At 69.1% G+C, this 14435-nt stretch carries 13 protein-coding genes and 1 pseudogene; 11 read left to right on the top strand and 3 right to left on the bottom strand.

Annotation, left to right across the window (positions count from 1 at the left end):
• The first annotated feature begins 8 nt into the window (after positions 1-8).
• The 4 genes from argH to ODR01_RS12985 are packed head-to-tail and all read left to right on the top strand — an operon-like array spanning position 9 to position 5391.
• Positions 9-1451 (top strand): argininosuccinate lyase, encoded by a 1443-nt coding sequence (argH, locus tag ODR01_RS13000; RefSeq protein ID WP_316978100.1) that lies wholly within the window; start codon positions 9-11, stop codon positions 1449-1451.
• On the top strand, positions 1448-1576 hold the full coding sequence (gene lptM / locus ODR01_RS12995; RefSeq protein WP_316978099.1) for an LPS translocon maturation chaperone LptM: 129 nt from the start codon (positions 1448-1450) through the stop codon (positions 1574-1576). The genes argH and lptM overlap by 4 nt, the downstream gene beginning before the upstream one ends.
• Positions 1577-1597: 21 nt before the next feature.
• Positions 1598-2866 (top strand): diaminopimelate decarboxylase, encoded by a 1269-nt coding sequence (lysA, locus tag ODR01_RS12990; protein ID WP_316978098.1) that lies wholly within the window; start codon positions 1598-1600, stop codon positions 2864-2866.
• Positions 2863-5391 carry a TIGR02302 family protein gene (locus ODR01_RS12985; protein WP_316978097.1) on the top strand — a complete coding sequence of 843 codons (2529 nt, stop codon included), beginning with the start codon at positions 2863-2865 and terminating at the stop codon, positions 5389-5391. The genes lysA and ODR01_RS12985 overlap by 4 nt, the downstream gene beginning before the upstream one ends.
• Before the next feature lie 21 nt (positions 5392-5412).
• On the opposite strand, the gene ODR01_RS12980 is transcribed toward ODR01_RS12985, so the two are convergent.
• A complete protein-coding gene (locus tag ODR01_RS12980; protein ID WP_316978096.1) occupies positions 5413-6348 on the bottom strand; it encodes a DUF3426 domain-containing protein in 936 nt (311 codons plus the stop codon).
• 6 nt (positions 6349-6354) lie between these two features.
• Positions 6355-6453 (bottom strand): annotated as a pseudogene (locus ODR01_RS25245) (zinc-ribbon domain-containing protein); the annotation flags it as partial.
• Positions 6454-6573: 120 nt separating this feature from the next.
• On the opposite strand from ODR01_RS25245, the gene ftsE reads away from it, so the two are divergent.
• The 7 genes from ftsE (at position 6574) to ODR01_RS12945 (ending at position 13603) form a co-directional block, all read left to right on the top strand.
• Positions 6574-7362: a cell division ATP-binding protein FtsE gene (gene ftsE / locus ODR01_RS12975; RefSeq protein WP_316978095.1), complete on the top strand. Its 789-nt coding sequence runs from the start codon at positions 6574-6576 to the stop codon at positions 7360-7362.
• The gene (locus ODR01_RS12970) at positions 7363-8256 is read left to right on the top strand and encodes a cell division protein FtsX (RefSeq protein WP_316978094.1); all 894 of its coding nucleotides are present in this window, start codon (positions 7363-7365) and stop codon (positions 8254-8256) included.
• Positions 8257-8320: 64 nt separating this feature from the next.
• Positions 8321-8956: a YdcF family protein gene (locus ODR01_RS12965; RefSeq protein WP_316978093.1), complete on the top strand. Its 636-nt coding sequence runs from the start codon at positions 8321-8323 to the stop codon at positions 8954-8956.
• Positions 8953-9675 (top strand): lysophospholipid acyltransferase family protein, encoded by a 723-nt coding sequence (locus ODR01_RS12960; RefSeq protein WP_316978092.1) that lies wholly within the window; start codon positions 8953-8955, stop codon positions 9673-9675. Before ODR01_RS12965 ends, ODR01_RS12960 begins: the two co-directional genes overlap by 4 nt.
• 279 nt (positions 9676-9954) lie before the next feature.
• The gene (locus ODR01_RS12955; RefSeq protein WP_316978091.1) at positions 9955-12336 is read left to right on the top strand and encodes an adenosylcobalamin-dependent ribonucleoside-diphosphate reductase; all 2382 of its coding nucleotides are present in this window, start codon (positions 9955-9957) and stop codon (positions 12334-12336) included.
• A gap of 106 nt (positions 12337-12442) precedes the next feature.
• Entirely contained in the window at positions 12443-12880 is a 438-nt protein-coding gene (locus ODR01_RS12950; protein ID WP_316978090.1) for a VOC family protein, read from the top strand.
• 72 nt (positions 12881-12952) lie between these two features.
• Positions 12953-13603, top strand: coding sequence for a dihydrofolate reductase family protein (locus ODR01_RS12945; RefSeq protein WP_316978089.1), 651 nt, complete (start codon positions 12953-12955; stop codon positions 13601-13603).
• A gap of 26 nt (positions 13604-13629) precedes the next feature.
• Here ODR01_RS12945 and ODR01_RS12940 read toward each other — a convergent pair whose 3' ends face one another.
• Positions 13630-14181 carry a DUF2087 domain-containing protein gene (locus ODR01_RS12940; RefSeq protein ID WP_316978088.1) on the bottom strand — a complete coding sequence of 184 codons (552 nt, stop codon included), beginning with the start codon at positions 14179-14181 and terminating at the stop codon, positions 13630-13632.
• Positions 14182-14435 lie beyond the last annotated feature (254 nt).

The following is a 14435-nucleotide window of genomic DNA, read 5'->3' as shown; positions in this document are numbered from 1 at the left end:
ATCGTACCATGAGCAAGAAGCATTCCCCATCGGACCCCACGACCAGTAGCATATGGGGCGGGCGGTTCGAAACGGGCCCGGCGTCGATCATGCAGGAAATCAACGCCTCGATCGACGTCGATCGGCGCCTCGCGACACAGGATATCGCAGGCTCGAAGGCCCATTGCCAGATGCTTGTCGCAACCGGCATCCTGTCTGCCGCCGACGGCAAGGCCGTCGAGGCCGGGCTGGACGCCATCGCCGCCGAGATCGCCGCCGGCACCTTCGTCTTCTCGCGCGAGCTTGAGGACATCCACATGAACATCGAAAGCCGACTGGCCGAACGCATCGGCGAACCGGCCAAGCGGCTGCACACCGCCCGCTCGCGCAACGACCAGGTGGCGACCGATTTCCGCCTGTGGGTGCGCGACGCGCTGGACACCCTGGACGGCCAGGTGAAAGCCCTGCAAGCGGTTCTGATCGAACAGGCCGAAAGGCACGCCGGCTCGGTGATGCCGGGCTTCACCCACCTGCAGACGGCGCAGCCGGTGACGCTGGGCCACCATCTGCTGGCCTACGTCGAGATGCTGGGGCGCGACCGCGGCCGCGCCGCCGATTGCCGTGCCCGCCTGAACGAATGCCCGCTCGGCGCCGCCGCCCTGGCCGGGACGTCGTTTCCCATCGACCGCGCCATGACCGCCCGGGCGCTGGGCTTCGATCGGCCGTGCGCCAATTCGATGGACGCGGTGTCCGACCGCGATTTCGCGCTGGAATACCTGGGAACGGCGGCGATCCTGGCCGTGCACCTGTCGCGCCTGGCCGAGGAAATCGTCATCTGGTGCTCGGAGCCCTTCGCCTTCGTGCGGCTGTCGGACGCCTTCTCGACCGGCAGTTCGATCATGCCCCAGAAGCGCAACCCCGACGCCGCCGAACTGGTGCGCGCCAAGGTCGGGCGGGTGATCGGCCAGCTCAACACGCTGCTGATCGTGCTCAAGGGCCTGCCCATGACCTACGCCAAGGACATGCAGGAGGACAAGGAGGCGGTGTTCGACGCCGCCGACACCCTGACCCTTTCGCTGGCCGCCATGACCGGCATGATCGAGGGCGCCCGCTTCAACGCCGAGCGGATGCGCGAGGCGGCGGGGCGTGGCTTCGCCACCGCCACCGACCTCGCCGACTGGCTGGTGCGGGTCCTGGGCCTGCCCTTCCGCGAGGCCCATCACGTCACCGGCCGGCTGGTCAAGCTGGCCGAGACCCGGGGCTGCGGCATCGAGGACCTGTCGCTGGACGACATGCGCCAGGAAGCCCCTGGCGCCACCGCCGACGTCTTCGCGGTGCTGGGCGTGGAGAACTCGGTGAAAAGCCGGACCAGCCTCGGCGGCACCGCCCCCGACGCCGTGCGCCGCGCCGTCGCCGAGGCGCGGCGGCGGTTCCTGGCGACGGCAGGGGCAACCGGAGGGACCAAGCCATGATGCGCCGGCTTCTGATCGCCCTGCTGGTCCTGGGCCTGCTCGCCCCACTCACCGCCTGCGGCCGCAAGGGCTCCCTCGAACCGCCGCCGGGCAGCACCTATCCGCGCGAATACCCGGCCGAATAACCACGGACACGAACAACCGCCATGGATCATTTCCGCTACGAGGGCGGACGCCTTCACGCCGAAGCCGTCGCGCTCGACACCCTCGCCGAAGAGGTGGGAACGCCGTTCTACTGCTATTCGACGGCCACCCTTGAGAGGCACTACGAGGTTTTCGCCGCCGGCTTCGCCGGCCTGCCGGCAACCGTCTGCTTCGCGGTCAAGGCCAACGGCAACATCGGGGTCATCCGCACCCTGGCCCGCCTGGGCGCCGGCGCCGACGTGGTGTCGGGCGGCGAATTCAAGCGCGCCGTGGCCGGCGGCGTGCCGGCCGGCCGCATCGTGTTTTCCGGGGTCGGCAAGACGGCCGCCGAGATCGCCTCGACGCTCAAGGCCGGGGTCTGGCAGATCAACGTCGAATCCGAGCCGGAGCTGGAGGCGGTGGCCGAAGTCGCCGGCGCGCTGGGCGTCAGGGCGCCGGTCGCCATCCGCATCAACCCCGACGTCGACGCCAACACCCACGCCAAGATCACCACGGGCAAGAGCGAGAACAAATTCGGCATCGAATGGACCCGGGCGCACGCCGTCTATGCCCGCGCCGCCGCCATGCCCCAGATCCGCGTCGTCGGCATCGCGGTGCACATCGGCTCGCAGCTTCTCGATCTGGCGCCGTTTCGCAACGCCTACCAGCGGGTGCGCGACCTCGTCGCCCTGCTGCGCGCCGACGGCCTGGCCATCGAACGGCTCGACCTCGGCGGCGGCCTCGGCATTCCCTATGGCCAGGCGCCGTCCCCGTCGCCCGCCGACTACGCCCAGGTGGTGAAGGACACCATCGCCGACCTCGGCTGCCACCTGATCCTGGAGCCCGGCCGCATGATCGCCGGCAACGCCGGCATCCTGGTGACCCGCGTGATCTACGTGAAGGAGGGGGCGACGCGCACCTTCGTCATCGTCGACGCCGGCATGAACGACCTGATCCGTCCGGCCCTCTATGACGCCCACCACGACATCGTGCCGGTGGAAGAACCGGCGGCGAATGCCCATCTCAGGGAAATGGACGTGGTTGGCCCCATTTGCGAGACCGGCGACACCTTCGCCCAGCAACGCCTGCTTCCGGCGCTGAAGGCGGGCGATCTGCTGGCCATCCGGACGGCAGGCGCCTATGGCGCGGTGATGGCCTCGGCGTACAACGCGCGTTCGCTTCCGCCCGAGATCCTGGTCAAGGGCGACACCTTCCACGTGGTGCGCGAACGGATCGGCGTCGACGACCTGCTGGCTCGCGAATCGGTCCCTAACTGGCTCGGCGGACCGTGACGGCGCCCCGCCGCCGCGGGTACTTCCTGCTTCTCCGGATGGCCGGCGCGGCCATCCTCTGGGAAAGGCTCTGGCCGCGGCTGTGGCCGGCCACCCTGGTCGCCGGCATCTTCCTGACGCTGGCGCTCTTCGGCGCCTTTCCGGCCCTTCCCGCCTGGCTGCACATCGGCCTTCTGGCCGTGTTCGTCCTTGGCTTCGCGGCCACCCTTTATGGCGGCATGCGGAGCCTCAAGCTGCCGGGCCACGACGCGGCCAGGGCCCGCGTCGAGCGCGACAGCGGCCTGGTGCACCGGCCGCTGACCACGCTGGAAGACAATCTGACCGCCGGCCTCGACGATCCCATCTCCCGCGGCCTGTGGCAGACCCACCGCGCCCGCATGGCCGCCGGCGCCCGCAGTCTGCGGTTGCGCCCGCCGTCCCCGGGGCTGCTCCGCTTCGACCCCTGGGCGTTGCGCGCCGCCCTCGTCCTTCTGCTGGTGGTGGCCGCCGCGATGGCGGGCGGCGACGCGCCGACGCGCCTGAAGGCGGCGGTGCTGCCCCATGTTCCGGGAACGCCGGCGGCGCCGGTCACCGCCGAAATTTGGATCACACCACCCGCCTATACCCGGATGGCGCCGCTGTTCCTCAACGCGGCGACGCCGGTGGGCGAGCCGCTGGCGGTGCCGGCCGGCAGCGTCCTGATGGCCCAGGTGACCGGCACGGCGGGAACGCCCAGCCTCGATCTTGGTACCGCCCAGACGCCCTTCGCGCCGATCAGCCCCGATCCGGCGGTGCGCTCATATCGCCTGGAGACCACGATTCAGGCCGGTGACCGCCTGCGGGTCGAGGCCGGCTTGGGAACGCTTGCCGAATGGCCGATGCGGGTCATTCCCGACACCCCGCCGACGGCCCGCTTCTCGGCGCCGCCCGAGGCCACCGAACAGGCCCACCTGCGGCTGCCCATCGAGGCCGCCGACGATTACGGCCTCAAGGAGGTCGCGCTCACCGTCTCGCGGAGCGGACGGACCGACCCGCCGGAGAAGGCGCTCAGGCTGTCCGTTCCCCTGCCCGGCCAGGCCGCCAGGCAGATCAAGCTTCCCTACGTGCGCGACCTCACCGCTCACCTGTGGGCCGGGCAGCCCGTCATCCTGTCGCTGGCGGCCGAAGACGTGGCGGGCCAGCGTACCGTCGCGGCGCCCGTGGAGACCGTCCTGCCCGAGCGTGCCTTCCGTCATCCGGCGGCGCGCGCCATTATCGCCGAGCGCCGCAAGCTGGCGGACCCGTCGGACGCCGTGCGTGCCGAGGTGGCGGCGGGCCTGGCCGTGATCTCCTCGGTGCCGCGCCTGTTTTCCGACGACGTGGTGGTGTCCCTGGCCCTCGGTCTGGCTCGTGCCCGCCTGATCCACGATTCGCGCGACGCCGCCATCGGGGCCGTCGCCGGACTGTTGTGGGACATCGCGCTGCGCCTGGAGGACGGCAGTCTGACCGTCGCCGAGCGGCAGTGGCAGCGGGCCCAGGAGCGCCTGATGGAGGCGCTGCGCCAGGGCGCCGAATCGCCGGAGATCCAGAAACTGCTCGACGAACTCGAGCAGGCCCTTGCCGACTTCATGAAAGAAATGGCCGACGAAATGGCCCGCATGGGGGCGATGGACATGCCGCTCGACCCCGACGCCCAGTTCATCGATTCGAGCGACCTCCAGCGGATGGTCGATGAGATTCGCGAAATGGCCCAGGCCGGCGCGCTCGACGCCGCGCGCCAGCGCCTGGCCGAACTCAAGCAGATGCTGGAAAACCTGCGGGCCGGCGTGCAGCCGGGTGGCCCCCAGCAGCAACAGCAGCAGCGCCAGAACGCCGAGGCCCAGAAGATGATGGAGGCGTTGCGGCAGTTGGCGCAGCGCCAGCAGGAACTGCTGGAAAAGACCTTCCGCGAGGGCCGTCAGGGTCAGCAGCAGCCCGGGCCCGGCCAGCAGCGGCGCCCCGGCCAGGGCGGCCAGCCGCAACCCGGCCAACAGCCCGGAGAGGGCGAGGGCCAGGGGGAGGGAGACGCCATGGCCGCCCTGCAGGAGGCGTTGCGCCGCGACCTCGGCAACCTCATGCTCCAGTTCGATTCCATGATGGGGTCGATCCCCGGCGCCCTCGGCGAGGCCGAACGGGCCATGCGGCGGGCGAGCGAGGCGTTGCGCGGCTCGCAGATGGACCCCGCCACGCAGGCACAGACCGAAGCCTTGCAGCACCTGCGCAGCGGCGCCCAGGATGCCGCCCGCCAGATGGCGCGGCAGATGGCGCCCGGACCCGGCGGCCAGCCCGGCCGCTTCGTCGGCCAGCGGCCGGTCATGCCGATGGGCAGGCAGCCCGACCGCGATCCCTTCGGACGGCCGGCCGAAAGCGGCAGCGGATTTTCGGCGAACGACAGTGTCGACATCCCCGACGCCATGGATCTGCGCCGCGCCCACGAGATTGTGCGCGAATTGCGCCGCCGGGCCGGCGAACGGGCGAGACCGCAGTTCGAGAGGGATTACATCGAGCGTCTGCTGAGGCAGTTCTGAGCCGCCGCCGTCGCGGAGCGGTCAGCCGGCCGGCTTGTCGGGCCCCTTCCCGGCATCGGGCGGCAATTCGTCTGTCCACAGCACATGGGTGCGCCGGGCCGTCATCATCACCTCGCCGACCAGGGCCTTGAAGCTCAGCCGTTCGCCGGCCTCCAGAAGGGTCTTTTCCGGCGGATAGACGTACACCTGCACGACCTCGTCGCGCCCGTCCCTCAGTTCGATCCGCAGCATGGGAACGGGGCGCTCCCGGCTCGACGTGTTGGTGATGACCCCGGTGACCACCAACTCCTTCTGGCCGCCCTCGGTCGTCCACTCGTTGCGCAGGTCCATCAGTTTCAGACCGGCGCCCAGTTTGTGCACGTCGATCCCGACCGCGGCGTAGATCGCCTCGGCGCCCGGCCATACGGAAACGAGCATCGTCCGCCCAAAGAACAGGCCGGCCCCCAGGGCCGCCAGGACGACGATTCCAGCCAGGGCGCGCTTCCACCCCTTGCGTCCGCCGTCCGTCTCCTCGAAATCGGCGCGGTCGGTCGCGGTAAACACCTCGGGAAGAGGCTCGGGATCGGGAATGTCCTCGGGATGGACGGTGTCCTGCTCCTCGTGCTCGCCATCGACCAGCGACTGCACGACATCGGGTTCCGGCTCGGGCTTGGCGTTCAGAATGCGCTCGATGTCCTCGTCGCTGAGGGGAGCCTCCTCCGGCGCCTCGCCGGCCGGCTCGATCGGCACCACGGCCGCGACCGGCTCGGGTTCTTCCATCGGCTCCGGAACCGGCTCGGGTTCCGGCTCGGGCTCGGGCAGCGGCTCCGGCTCGGGGACCGGTGCCGTCCGCACCAGCGCTTCGGCCACCATCGCGGTCCGTGCCTCGGGCTGGACCTGCGGCCTCTGCGCCCCGGCCATCGAGGCGGCGCGGGCCAGCCGGCGCAGCGGCGCGGTCGCCGAATCGGCTTCCTGCATCCACTGGTATCCGCAATGGGAACAGCGGACGGTTTTCCCACGCTCGCCAAGGATTTCGCGGCCAATCGAGTATTGGGTCGAACAGGACGGGCAGGTAATAATCATCAAGCGACCGGGGTTCAGCCTTTTGGCCGTTATAGGCGGTTGGAAAAACCAACGCAAGCGGGGCCCGCGATGGTCGATTCTGGACGGGGGACCAAGGAGCGTGCCATTGTGGGGCATCCGATGGGAGCGACGGCCGTGGGTTTCGACGTCAACGATTGCGTGGTGAGGTTCGAAAATGTCGGGCTGCGCTACGGTCTGGGACCGGAAGTGCTACAGGACATCTCGATCGCCCTCACCCCCGCCTCCTATCACTTCCTGGTCGGCCCCAGCGGCGCCGGCAAGTCGTCGCTGCTGCGCCTGATGTACCTGGCGCTGCGGCCGACGCGCGGCCTCATTTCGCTGTTCGGCCGCGACATCGCCGTCACGCCGCGCGACGAACTGCCGGCCCTGCGCCGGCGGATCGGCGTCGTCTTCCAGGAATTCCGGCTGCTCAACCACATGTCCGCCTTCGACAACGTCGCCCTGCCGCTGCGCGTCGCCGGAACGCGGGAAAGTGACGTTCAACGGCACGTCGAGGAGCTGCTGGCGTGGGTCGGCCTCAAGGATCACATCCACGCCCGCCTGCCGACGCTTTCGGGCGGCCAGCAGCAGCGCGTCGCCATCGCGCGCGCCGTCATCACCAAGCCCCAGCTTCTCCTGGCCGACGAGCCGACCGGCAACGTCGACGACCGCATGGCGCTGCGCCTGATGCACCTGTTCGAGGAACTGAACAAGCTGGGAACCACCATCGTCATCGCCACCCACAACGAAACCCTGGTCAAGCGCCTGGGCCATCCCTGCCTGCATGTGGACGGCGGCCGGCTGGTCAGCGACCGCCCGGAGCAGTTCCTGAAATCCCGCGGCCCGGCCGGCGGCGGCCACGGCGCCGGGCCCTCCCCTTCTCCGAGAACCCTGGGAATCCTGTCGTAGATGTTCTCGCGCCGGACAGACCTGCCTCTCGATGCCGACATCCTCGGCCGTTTCCTGCCGTGGATCATCGCCTTCATGGTGTTCCTGGCCGTGCTGGCGACCGCCGGCATGTTCGTGCTCCAGGACGCCGCCGGCCGCTGGAGCGCCGGCGTCGCCCGCACGCTGACGGTGCAGATTCCGCCGCCGACCGGCGAACGGACGGTGCCGCCGGCCGAGGACCCGCGGGTCCTGGAGGCGCTGAAGATCCTGCGCACGACGCCGGGAATCGCGCGCGCCGACGTACTGAACGACGAACGCCTGGCCAGCCTTCTGGAACCGTGGCTGGGGCCGGCCAGCGTGGTTTCCGGCCTGCCCCTGCCGCGCCTGATCGACGTCGAGATCGAAGCGGGCGCCACCCTCGATGCCGAGGCCCTCGGCCGGCGCCTGGCCGAGGCCATCGCCGGCGCCTCGGTCGACGACCACCGCGTCTGGCTGGACCGGCTGCTGCGTCTGCTGGGTGCCGTCGAGTGGGTGGCGATGGCCATATTGGCCTGCATCGGCCTGGCCACCGTCGGCACCGTCGTCTACACCACCCGGACCAGCCTGGCGGTGCATCGCCAGATCATCGAGGTGCTGCATCTCATCGGCGCCCAGGACGCCTATGTCGCCCGCCAGTTCGCCTGGCGCGCCCTCAGCCTGGGGCTGCGCGGCGGCCTGATCGGCCTTTCCCTGGCGCTGCCGGCCCTGCTCGCCGTCGGCTACCTGGCGGCCCACATCGACGCCGAATTGCTGCCCAAGGCCTCCCTCGGGGCGCTGCAGTGGGGCATGCTGGCCGCCATTCCCCTGCTGGCCTCCGCCATCGCCATGATGACCGCGCGCGTCACCGTCATGAAGACCTTGGCCGCGATGCTTTAGCCATGTCGCACCGCCGCCTCCCTTCCCCCTTCCGTGACCGCCCCCCGGCGGCAGGGTGGGCGCCATGACCGCGCACGGCCTGCATCGCCGCCGCAAGTTCCGGCGCGTGGCGGTGCCGCTCGTCGCCCTTCTGGCGCTGGCGGTCGGCGGCTGGAGCGGCGGCCTGCTGTGGTTCGTCGAGCAGATCCCCAACGCCGTCGAGGACAGCACGACGCCGACCGACGCCATCGTGGTGCTGACCGGCGGCCAGGGGCGGCTGGACGAGGCCCTGGCCCTGCTGTCGGGAAACCTGGCCAGCCGGCTGTTCGTTTCCGGCGTCTATCGCGGCGTCGACGTCAAGACCCTGCTGGACACGGCCCGCAGTTCGTCGGCCATCCCCGAAAGCCGCATCGGCATCGGCGACGCCGCCAACACGGTCGGCAACGCCGAGGAGACGGCGGCGTGGGCGCGCTATTTCGGCATCCGTTCGATCCGCCTGGTCACCGCCAGCTACCACATGCCGCGCAGCCTGCTGGAATTCCATCACGCGCTGCCCGGCGTGACGGTGGTGCCCCACCCGGTGTTTTCCGACAACGTCAAGCAGCAGGAATGGTGGGCGTGGCCGGGAACCGCCACGCTGATCGCCCGCGAATACACCAAGTACCTCCTTGTCCGCGCCCGCCAGTCCCTCGAGTGGCGCTCCAGCGAAGAGTCCTCATGACCGCCATCCGTTCGATCCTGTTCAACGTCTTTCTGTTCGGCAGCCTGACCGTCTTCCTGTTCGGCGCCGTGTTTCTGCTGCCGTTGCCGGAGCGGGTCATGGAACGCGCCGTCACCGGCTGGACCTATTTCGCCAGGTGGGGTCTCAAGCTCATCGTCGGCCTCGATTACGAGATCCGCGGCCGGGAGCACCTGCCCGACGGCCCGGCCATCCTGGCCAGCAAGCACCAGTCGGCGTGGGATACCATGGCCTTCCTGTGGCTGTTTCCCCGGCCGGTCTACGTCATCAAGAAGGAGCTGCTGTCGATTCCCCTGTGGGGGTGGTGCGCCGCCCGTTGCGGCCACATTCCGGTCGACCGCGCGGGCGGGGCCGGGGCGCTGAAGCAGATGGTGCGCGCCACCCGGGCCGCCCTGGCCAAGGGCCGCCACGTCGTCATCTTCCCCGAAGGCACCCGCGTGGCGCCCGGCGAAAAGCTTCCGTTCCACCCGGGCATCGCCGCGCTTTATTCCCAGGTCTCGGTCCCCGTGGTACCGGTGGCCCTCAATTCCGGCGTGTTCTGGGGCCGGCGCAGTTTCCAGAAGCGGCCGGGCACCATCGTGCTGGAATTCCTGCCGGCGATCCCGCCCGGCCTCGATCGCAAGGCCTTCATCGGCGAACTGGAAAGGCGCCTCGATACCGCCGGCGACCGGCTCATCCACGAAGCCCGGCGGGCCGCCTGAAGGCCTGTGGACAGAGCGGTGGAAAGATTTGCCGTCCGGGCTGTGAACTGCGGGGGTAAATCGCGGCCGGGCCTTCTGTTCCGCCATCTTCAAGTCCCGCCACTTTGGGGACAGCTTGGGGGAAACGTAACAGGAACATTGGCTTGACGGGAAGCCTCTCCGTCCTTACATTTCCTTATGAAAAGCCTTTAAATTTCTTGAGTTAAGCCCTCGGCACGCCGGGGCGGTCCCGCAGCGGTGGGCCGCCGCTGTCGGGCCCCGCCGGAAATGAGAATCGCCATGACCCAGGTAGCCCCCATCTCCCAGCAGATCTGGGACATGAAGTATCGCTTGAAGAGCGCCGACGGCCATCCTGTGGACAAGACCATCGAGGATACCTGGCGCCGCGTGGCCAAGGCCTTGGCCGCGCCCGAGAAGGAGCCGGCCCTTTGGGAGGCCCGCTTCTTCGACGCCTTGGCCGATTTCCGTTTCCTGCCGGCCGGGCGCATCGTCTCGGGCGCCGGGTCCAAGCGCCACGTCACGCTGTTTAACTGCTTCGTCATGGGCACCGTGCCCGACGACATGGGCGGCATCTTCGACGCGCTGAAGGAAGCCGCGCTGACCATGCAGCAGGGCGGCGGCATCGGCTACGACTTCTCGACCATCCGGCCCAAGGGGGCGCCGGTCAAGGGGGTGGGCGCCGACGCCTCGGGTCCGCTGTCCTTCATGGACGTGTGGGACGCCATGTGCCGCACCATCATGAGCGCCGGCTCCAGGCGCGGCGCCATGATGGCGGTGATGCGCTGCGACCACCCCGACATCGAGGCCTTCATCGAGGCCAAGCGCCAACCCGGCCGTTTGCGGATGTTCAATCTGTCGGTGCTGGCCACCGACGCCTTCATGCGGGCGGTGCGCGAAGACGCGGCGTGGGAGCTGAAGTTCGACGGCACCACCTATCGCAGCCTGCCGGCGCGCGAGCTGTGGGACAAGATCATGCGGGCGACCTATGCCTACGCCGAGCCCGGCGTGATCTTCATCGACCGCATCAACCGCTTGAACAACCTCGCCTACTGCGAGACCATCCGGGCGACCAATCCGTGCGGCGAGCAGCCGCTGCCGCCCTACGGCGCCTGCCTGCTGGGCTCGGTCAACCTGGCCCGCCTGGTCGAGGCGCCGTTCACCGAGCAGGCGGCCATCCCCGAGGCGGCGCTCGATCAGTTGGTGCGCGTCGCCGTGCGCGCCATGGACAACGTCATCGAGGTGTCGCGCTTTCCGCTGCCCGAACAGGCCCACGAGGCGAAGAGCAAGCGGCGCATCGGCCTCGGCGTCACCGGACTGGCCGACGCGCTGATCATGTGCGGGGCGCGCTATGGCGGCGCCAAGGCGGTGACGCTGACCGAAAAATGGATGAAGACGATCCAGCGCGCCGCCTATCTGGCCTCGGCCGAGCTGGCGCGCGAGAAGGGCGCCTTCCCGCTGTTCGACGCCGGCAAGTACCTGGCCGGCGAAAGCGTGCGCGGGCTCGACGACGACGTGCGCTCGGCCATCGCCGATCACGGCATCCGCAACGCGCTGATCACCTCGATCGCGCCGACCGGCACCATCTCGCTGTTCGCCGACAACGTGTCCTCGGGGCTGGAGCCGGTGTTCAGCTTCAAGTACAGCCGCCATGTGCTGAACCCCGACGGCACGCGGCGCGAGGAAGAGGTCAGCGACTACGCCTTCCGCCTGTTCCACCTGATGTTCGGCGAGAACGCGGCGCTGACGGAGGCCTTCATCGATTCGCAGCACTTGAGCCCGCGCGACCATCTGGTCATGCAGGCGGCGGTGCAGAAGTACATCGACAGTTCGATCTCCAAGACCATCAACTGCCCCGAGGACATCCCGTTCGAGTCATTCAAGGATGTCTATCTCCAGGCCTACGACCTGGGCTGCAAGGGCTGCACCACCTATCGCCCCAACGACGTGACCGGGGCGGTGCTCGAGGTCAAGAAGGACAAGGGCAGGGAAGCCCAGGCCAGGGACGGCCAGCCCGAACTGCCGCTGGAGGCGCCGACGGCGGCGGCCAAGCCCAAGGACATGGGCGACGCCGGGGCCATCGCCCAGTTGTTCAAGCCGCTCGACCGGCCCGACGCCCTGCCCGGGGCCACCTACAAGGTGATGTGGCCGGAAAGCGACCACGCCATCTACATCACGCTCAACGACCTGCTCGACGACACCGGCCGGCGCCGCCCCTTCGAGGTGTTCATCAATTCCAAGAACATGGAGCACTACGCCTGGACAGTGGCGCTGACCCGCATGATCTCGGCGGTGTTCCGGCGCGGCGGCGACGTGTCGTTCGTGGTCGAGGAATTGAAGGCGGTGTTCGACCCGCGCGGCGGCCAGTGGATGGGCGGCCGCTACGTGCCCTCGCTTTTGGCCGCCATCGGCGAGGTCATCGAGCGTCACATGATCGCCATCGGCTTCCTCAAGCGGCCGGGCGCGCGGGACGACGGCGACGCCCAGCGCCAGCCCCGGGTGGCGGCGATGGGCGGCGATGACCACGAGGCCGGCCACGGCCGCGACGGCCACGGCGGCGCCTCGGGCATGCTGCGCCAGTGCCCGAAGTGCGCCCAGGCCAGCCTGGTCCGCCAGGAAGGCTGCGACACCTGCACCTCCTGCGGCTATTCGAAGTGCGGGTGACCATTTATTTCGGTGACAGTGCACTAAATTCGCCGGGAAATGTGCTCCCAAGGCGACGCGTGCGTTGCAACGAATTTAGTGCACTGTCACCGAAATAGGGGACGCCATGGAGCAGCGCGTCAGCCTGATCACCCTGGGGGTCGCCGACCTCGCCCGGGCCACCCAATTCTACCGCCGCCTCGGCTGGACGCCCTCGCCGCGTTTCGAAGGCGCCGATGTCGCGTTCTTTCAGGCCGGCGGCCTGATCTTCGCCCTGTGGGGCGGCGACGCTTTGGCCGCCGATGCCGGATTGCCGGCCGATACCTCGGGTGACTCTCCCGTCCCCCGCATCGCCCTGGCCTACAACGCCCGCTCCCGGGACGACGTCGACGCCGTCATCGTCGAAGCCAAACAAGCCGGCGGCCGCGTCGTCAAACCGGCCAAGGACACCGACTGGGGCGGCTATGTCGGCTACTTCGCCGATCCCGATGGCCACCTGTGGGAGGTGGCCTGGAACCCCGGATTCACCCTGCTCGCCGACGGCTCGGTGCGGCTGCCCGAGTAGAAAACGTGCCGGCCTCCCCATCGGCCCCCATATGCCTGCAATGGGACCGATCCGAAACAGGAGGCATCCGCCATGCCGAGACTTCGCGTCCACTGCTTCGCCATATCCGTCGACGGCTATGGCGCAGGCCCCAACCAGGATCTCGACAACCCGCTCGGCGCCGGGGGTGAGGCGTTGCATGAATGGGTCGTTGTCACCCGCACCTTTCGGCAACTGTTCGGACAGGAGGGCGGCACGACCGGCGTCGACGACGATTTCGCGGCCAAAGGGTTCGCCGACATCGGCGCGTGGATCCTGGGCCGGAACATGTTCGGGCCGGTGCGCGGCCCCTGGCCCGACGACACATGGAAGGGGTGGTGGGGCGACAACCCGCCCTACCATGGCCCCGTCTTCGTGCTCACCCACCACCCGCGGGCATCCATCGCCATGGACGGCGGCACCACCTTCCATTTCGTGACCGACGGCATCGAGGCGGCCCTGGAACGGGCCGCCGAGGCCGCCGGGAATCGCGACATCCGCCTGGGCGGAGGAGCCGCCGCGATCCGGCAATACCTCTCGGCCGGGCTCATCGACGAGATGCACATCGCCATTTCCCCCGTTCTTCTCGGCGCCGGGGAACATCTTTTCGCTGGCATCGACCTGCCGAGCCTCGGCTACCGCTGTGCCGAACACGTCGCCACGGAGGCCGCCACGCATATCGTCATCGCCAGGCAGCCCGGCTAGCCCGCGCGGGTGGACGGCGTTCCCGCCTAGCCGCCAGTCCGGCGGTCGCCCAGATAGCGGATCAGGGCCAGGGCCTCGGCCGGCGGCTGGCGTTCGATCCGTTGGTAGACCCGGCCGTCGGCGGTCCGGGTGACGAGGCCGCGGTCGCAGAGTTCGCGGCGCAGCAGGGCGTGGTCGCCGAAGCGATGATGGGCCTGGAGCAACCGGCTGATTTCGGCCTCGTTGAACGTCTGGCGCGCTGGCAGTTTCGACCACAGCACCCACAGGCAGGGTTCGCGTTCGCTGAACTTGCCGGGCCAGCGGATAAGCTGGCCGTCGGTGTCGAAATGACGCAGGACCCGCTGCACCCGGGCGTAGTCGACGGGAGCGGGCGCCGGCGGCGGGGGATTGTCGAGCCGTTCGCGGGCGGCGTTCTGGGCCCGGAAATGTTGGAAATTCCGCCAGCCGGTGGCGCGGGCCAACATGTTCAGCAGCTCGACATGGCCGGGCAGGCGCTCGCACTTGGCAAGCTGTCCGTTGAGCGAGCGCGCGAGAGCTGAAATATCGTCGGTTTGGAAAGGCAGAAGGGTTCTGGACATCGCTTATCCTCACAAACGTGCCGATCCGGAGGAAAATGTCGGGGGTCGCCGTCTTTCCGACTCGGCACGGGATAAGGTGTCGGTCGATGAGGGACTTTGGCAGGTTTAGCTCCCCTCGCGGGGCGGCGACGCCTGGGTGAACTGCCGACCGGCGGCCCTTATACGGCAGGGCGGATCGCTTCGCAAGGCCGCGCCGAACGTCACACGGCCGCTGGATCTTTCCGCAACTTGGAATTATGCTAGAATATGGCGCA

The sequence above is a fragment of the Shumkonia mesophila genome, from assembly GCF_026163695.1.
GTDB classification, from domain to species: domain Bacteria; phylum Pseudomonadota; class Alphaproteobacteria; order Rhodospirillales; family Shumkoniaceae; genus Shumkonia; species Shumkonia mesophila.
This window is presented reverse-complemented; position numbering and strand designations above follow the sequence as displayed.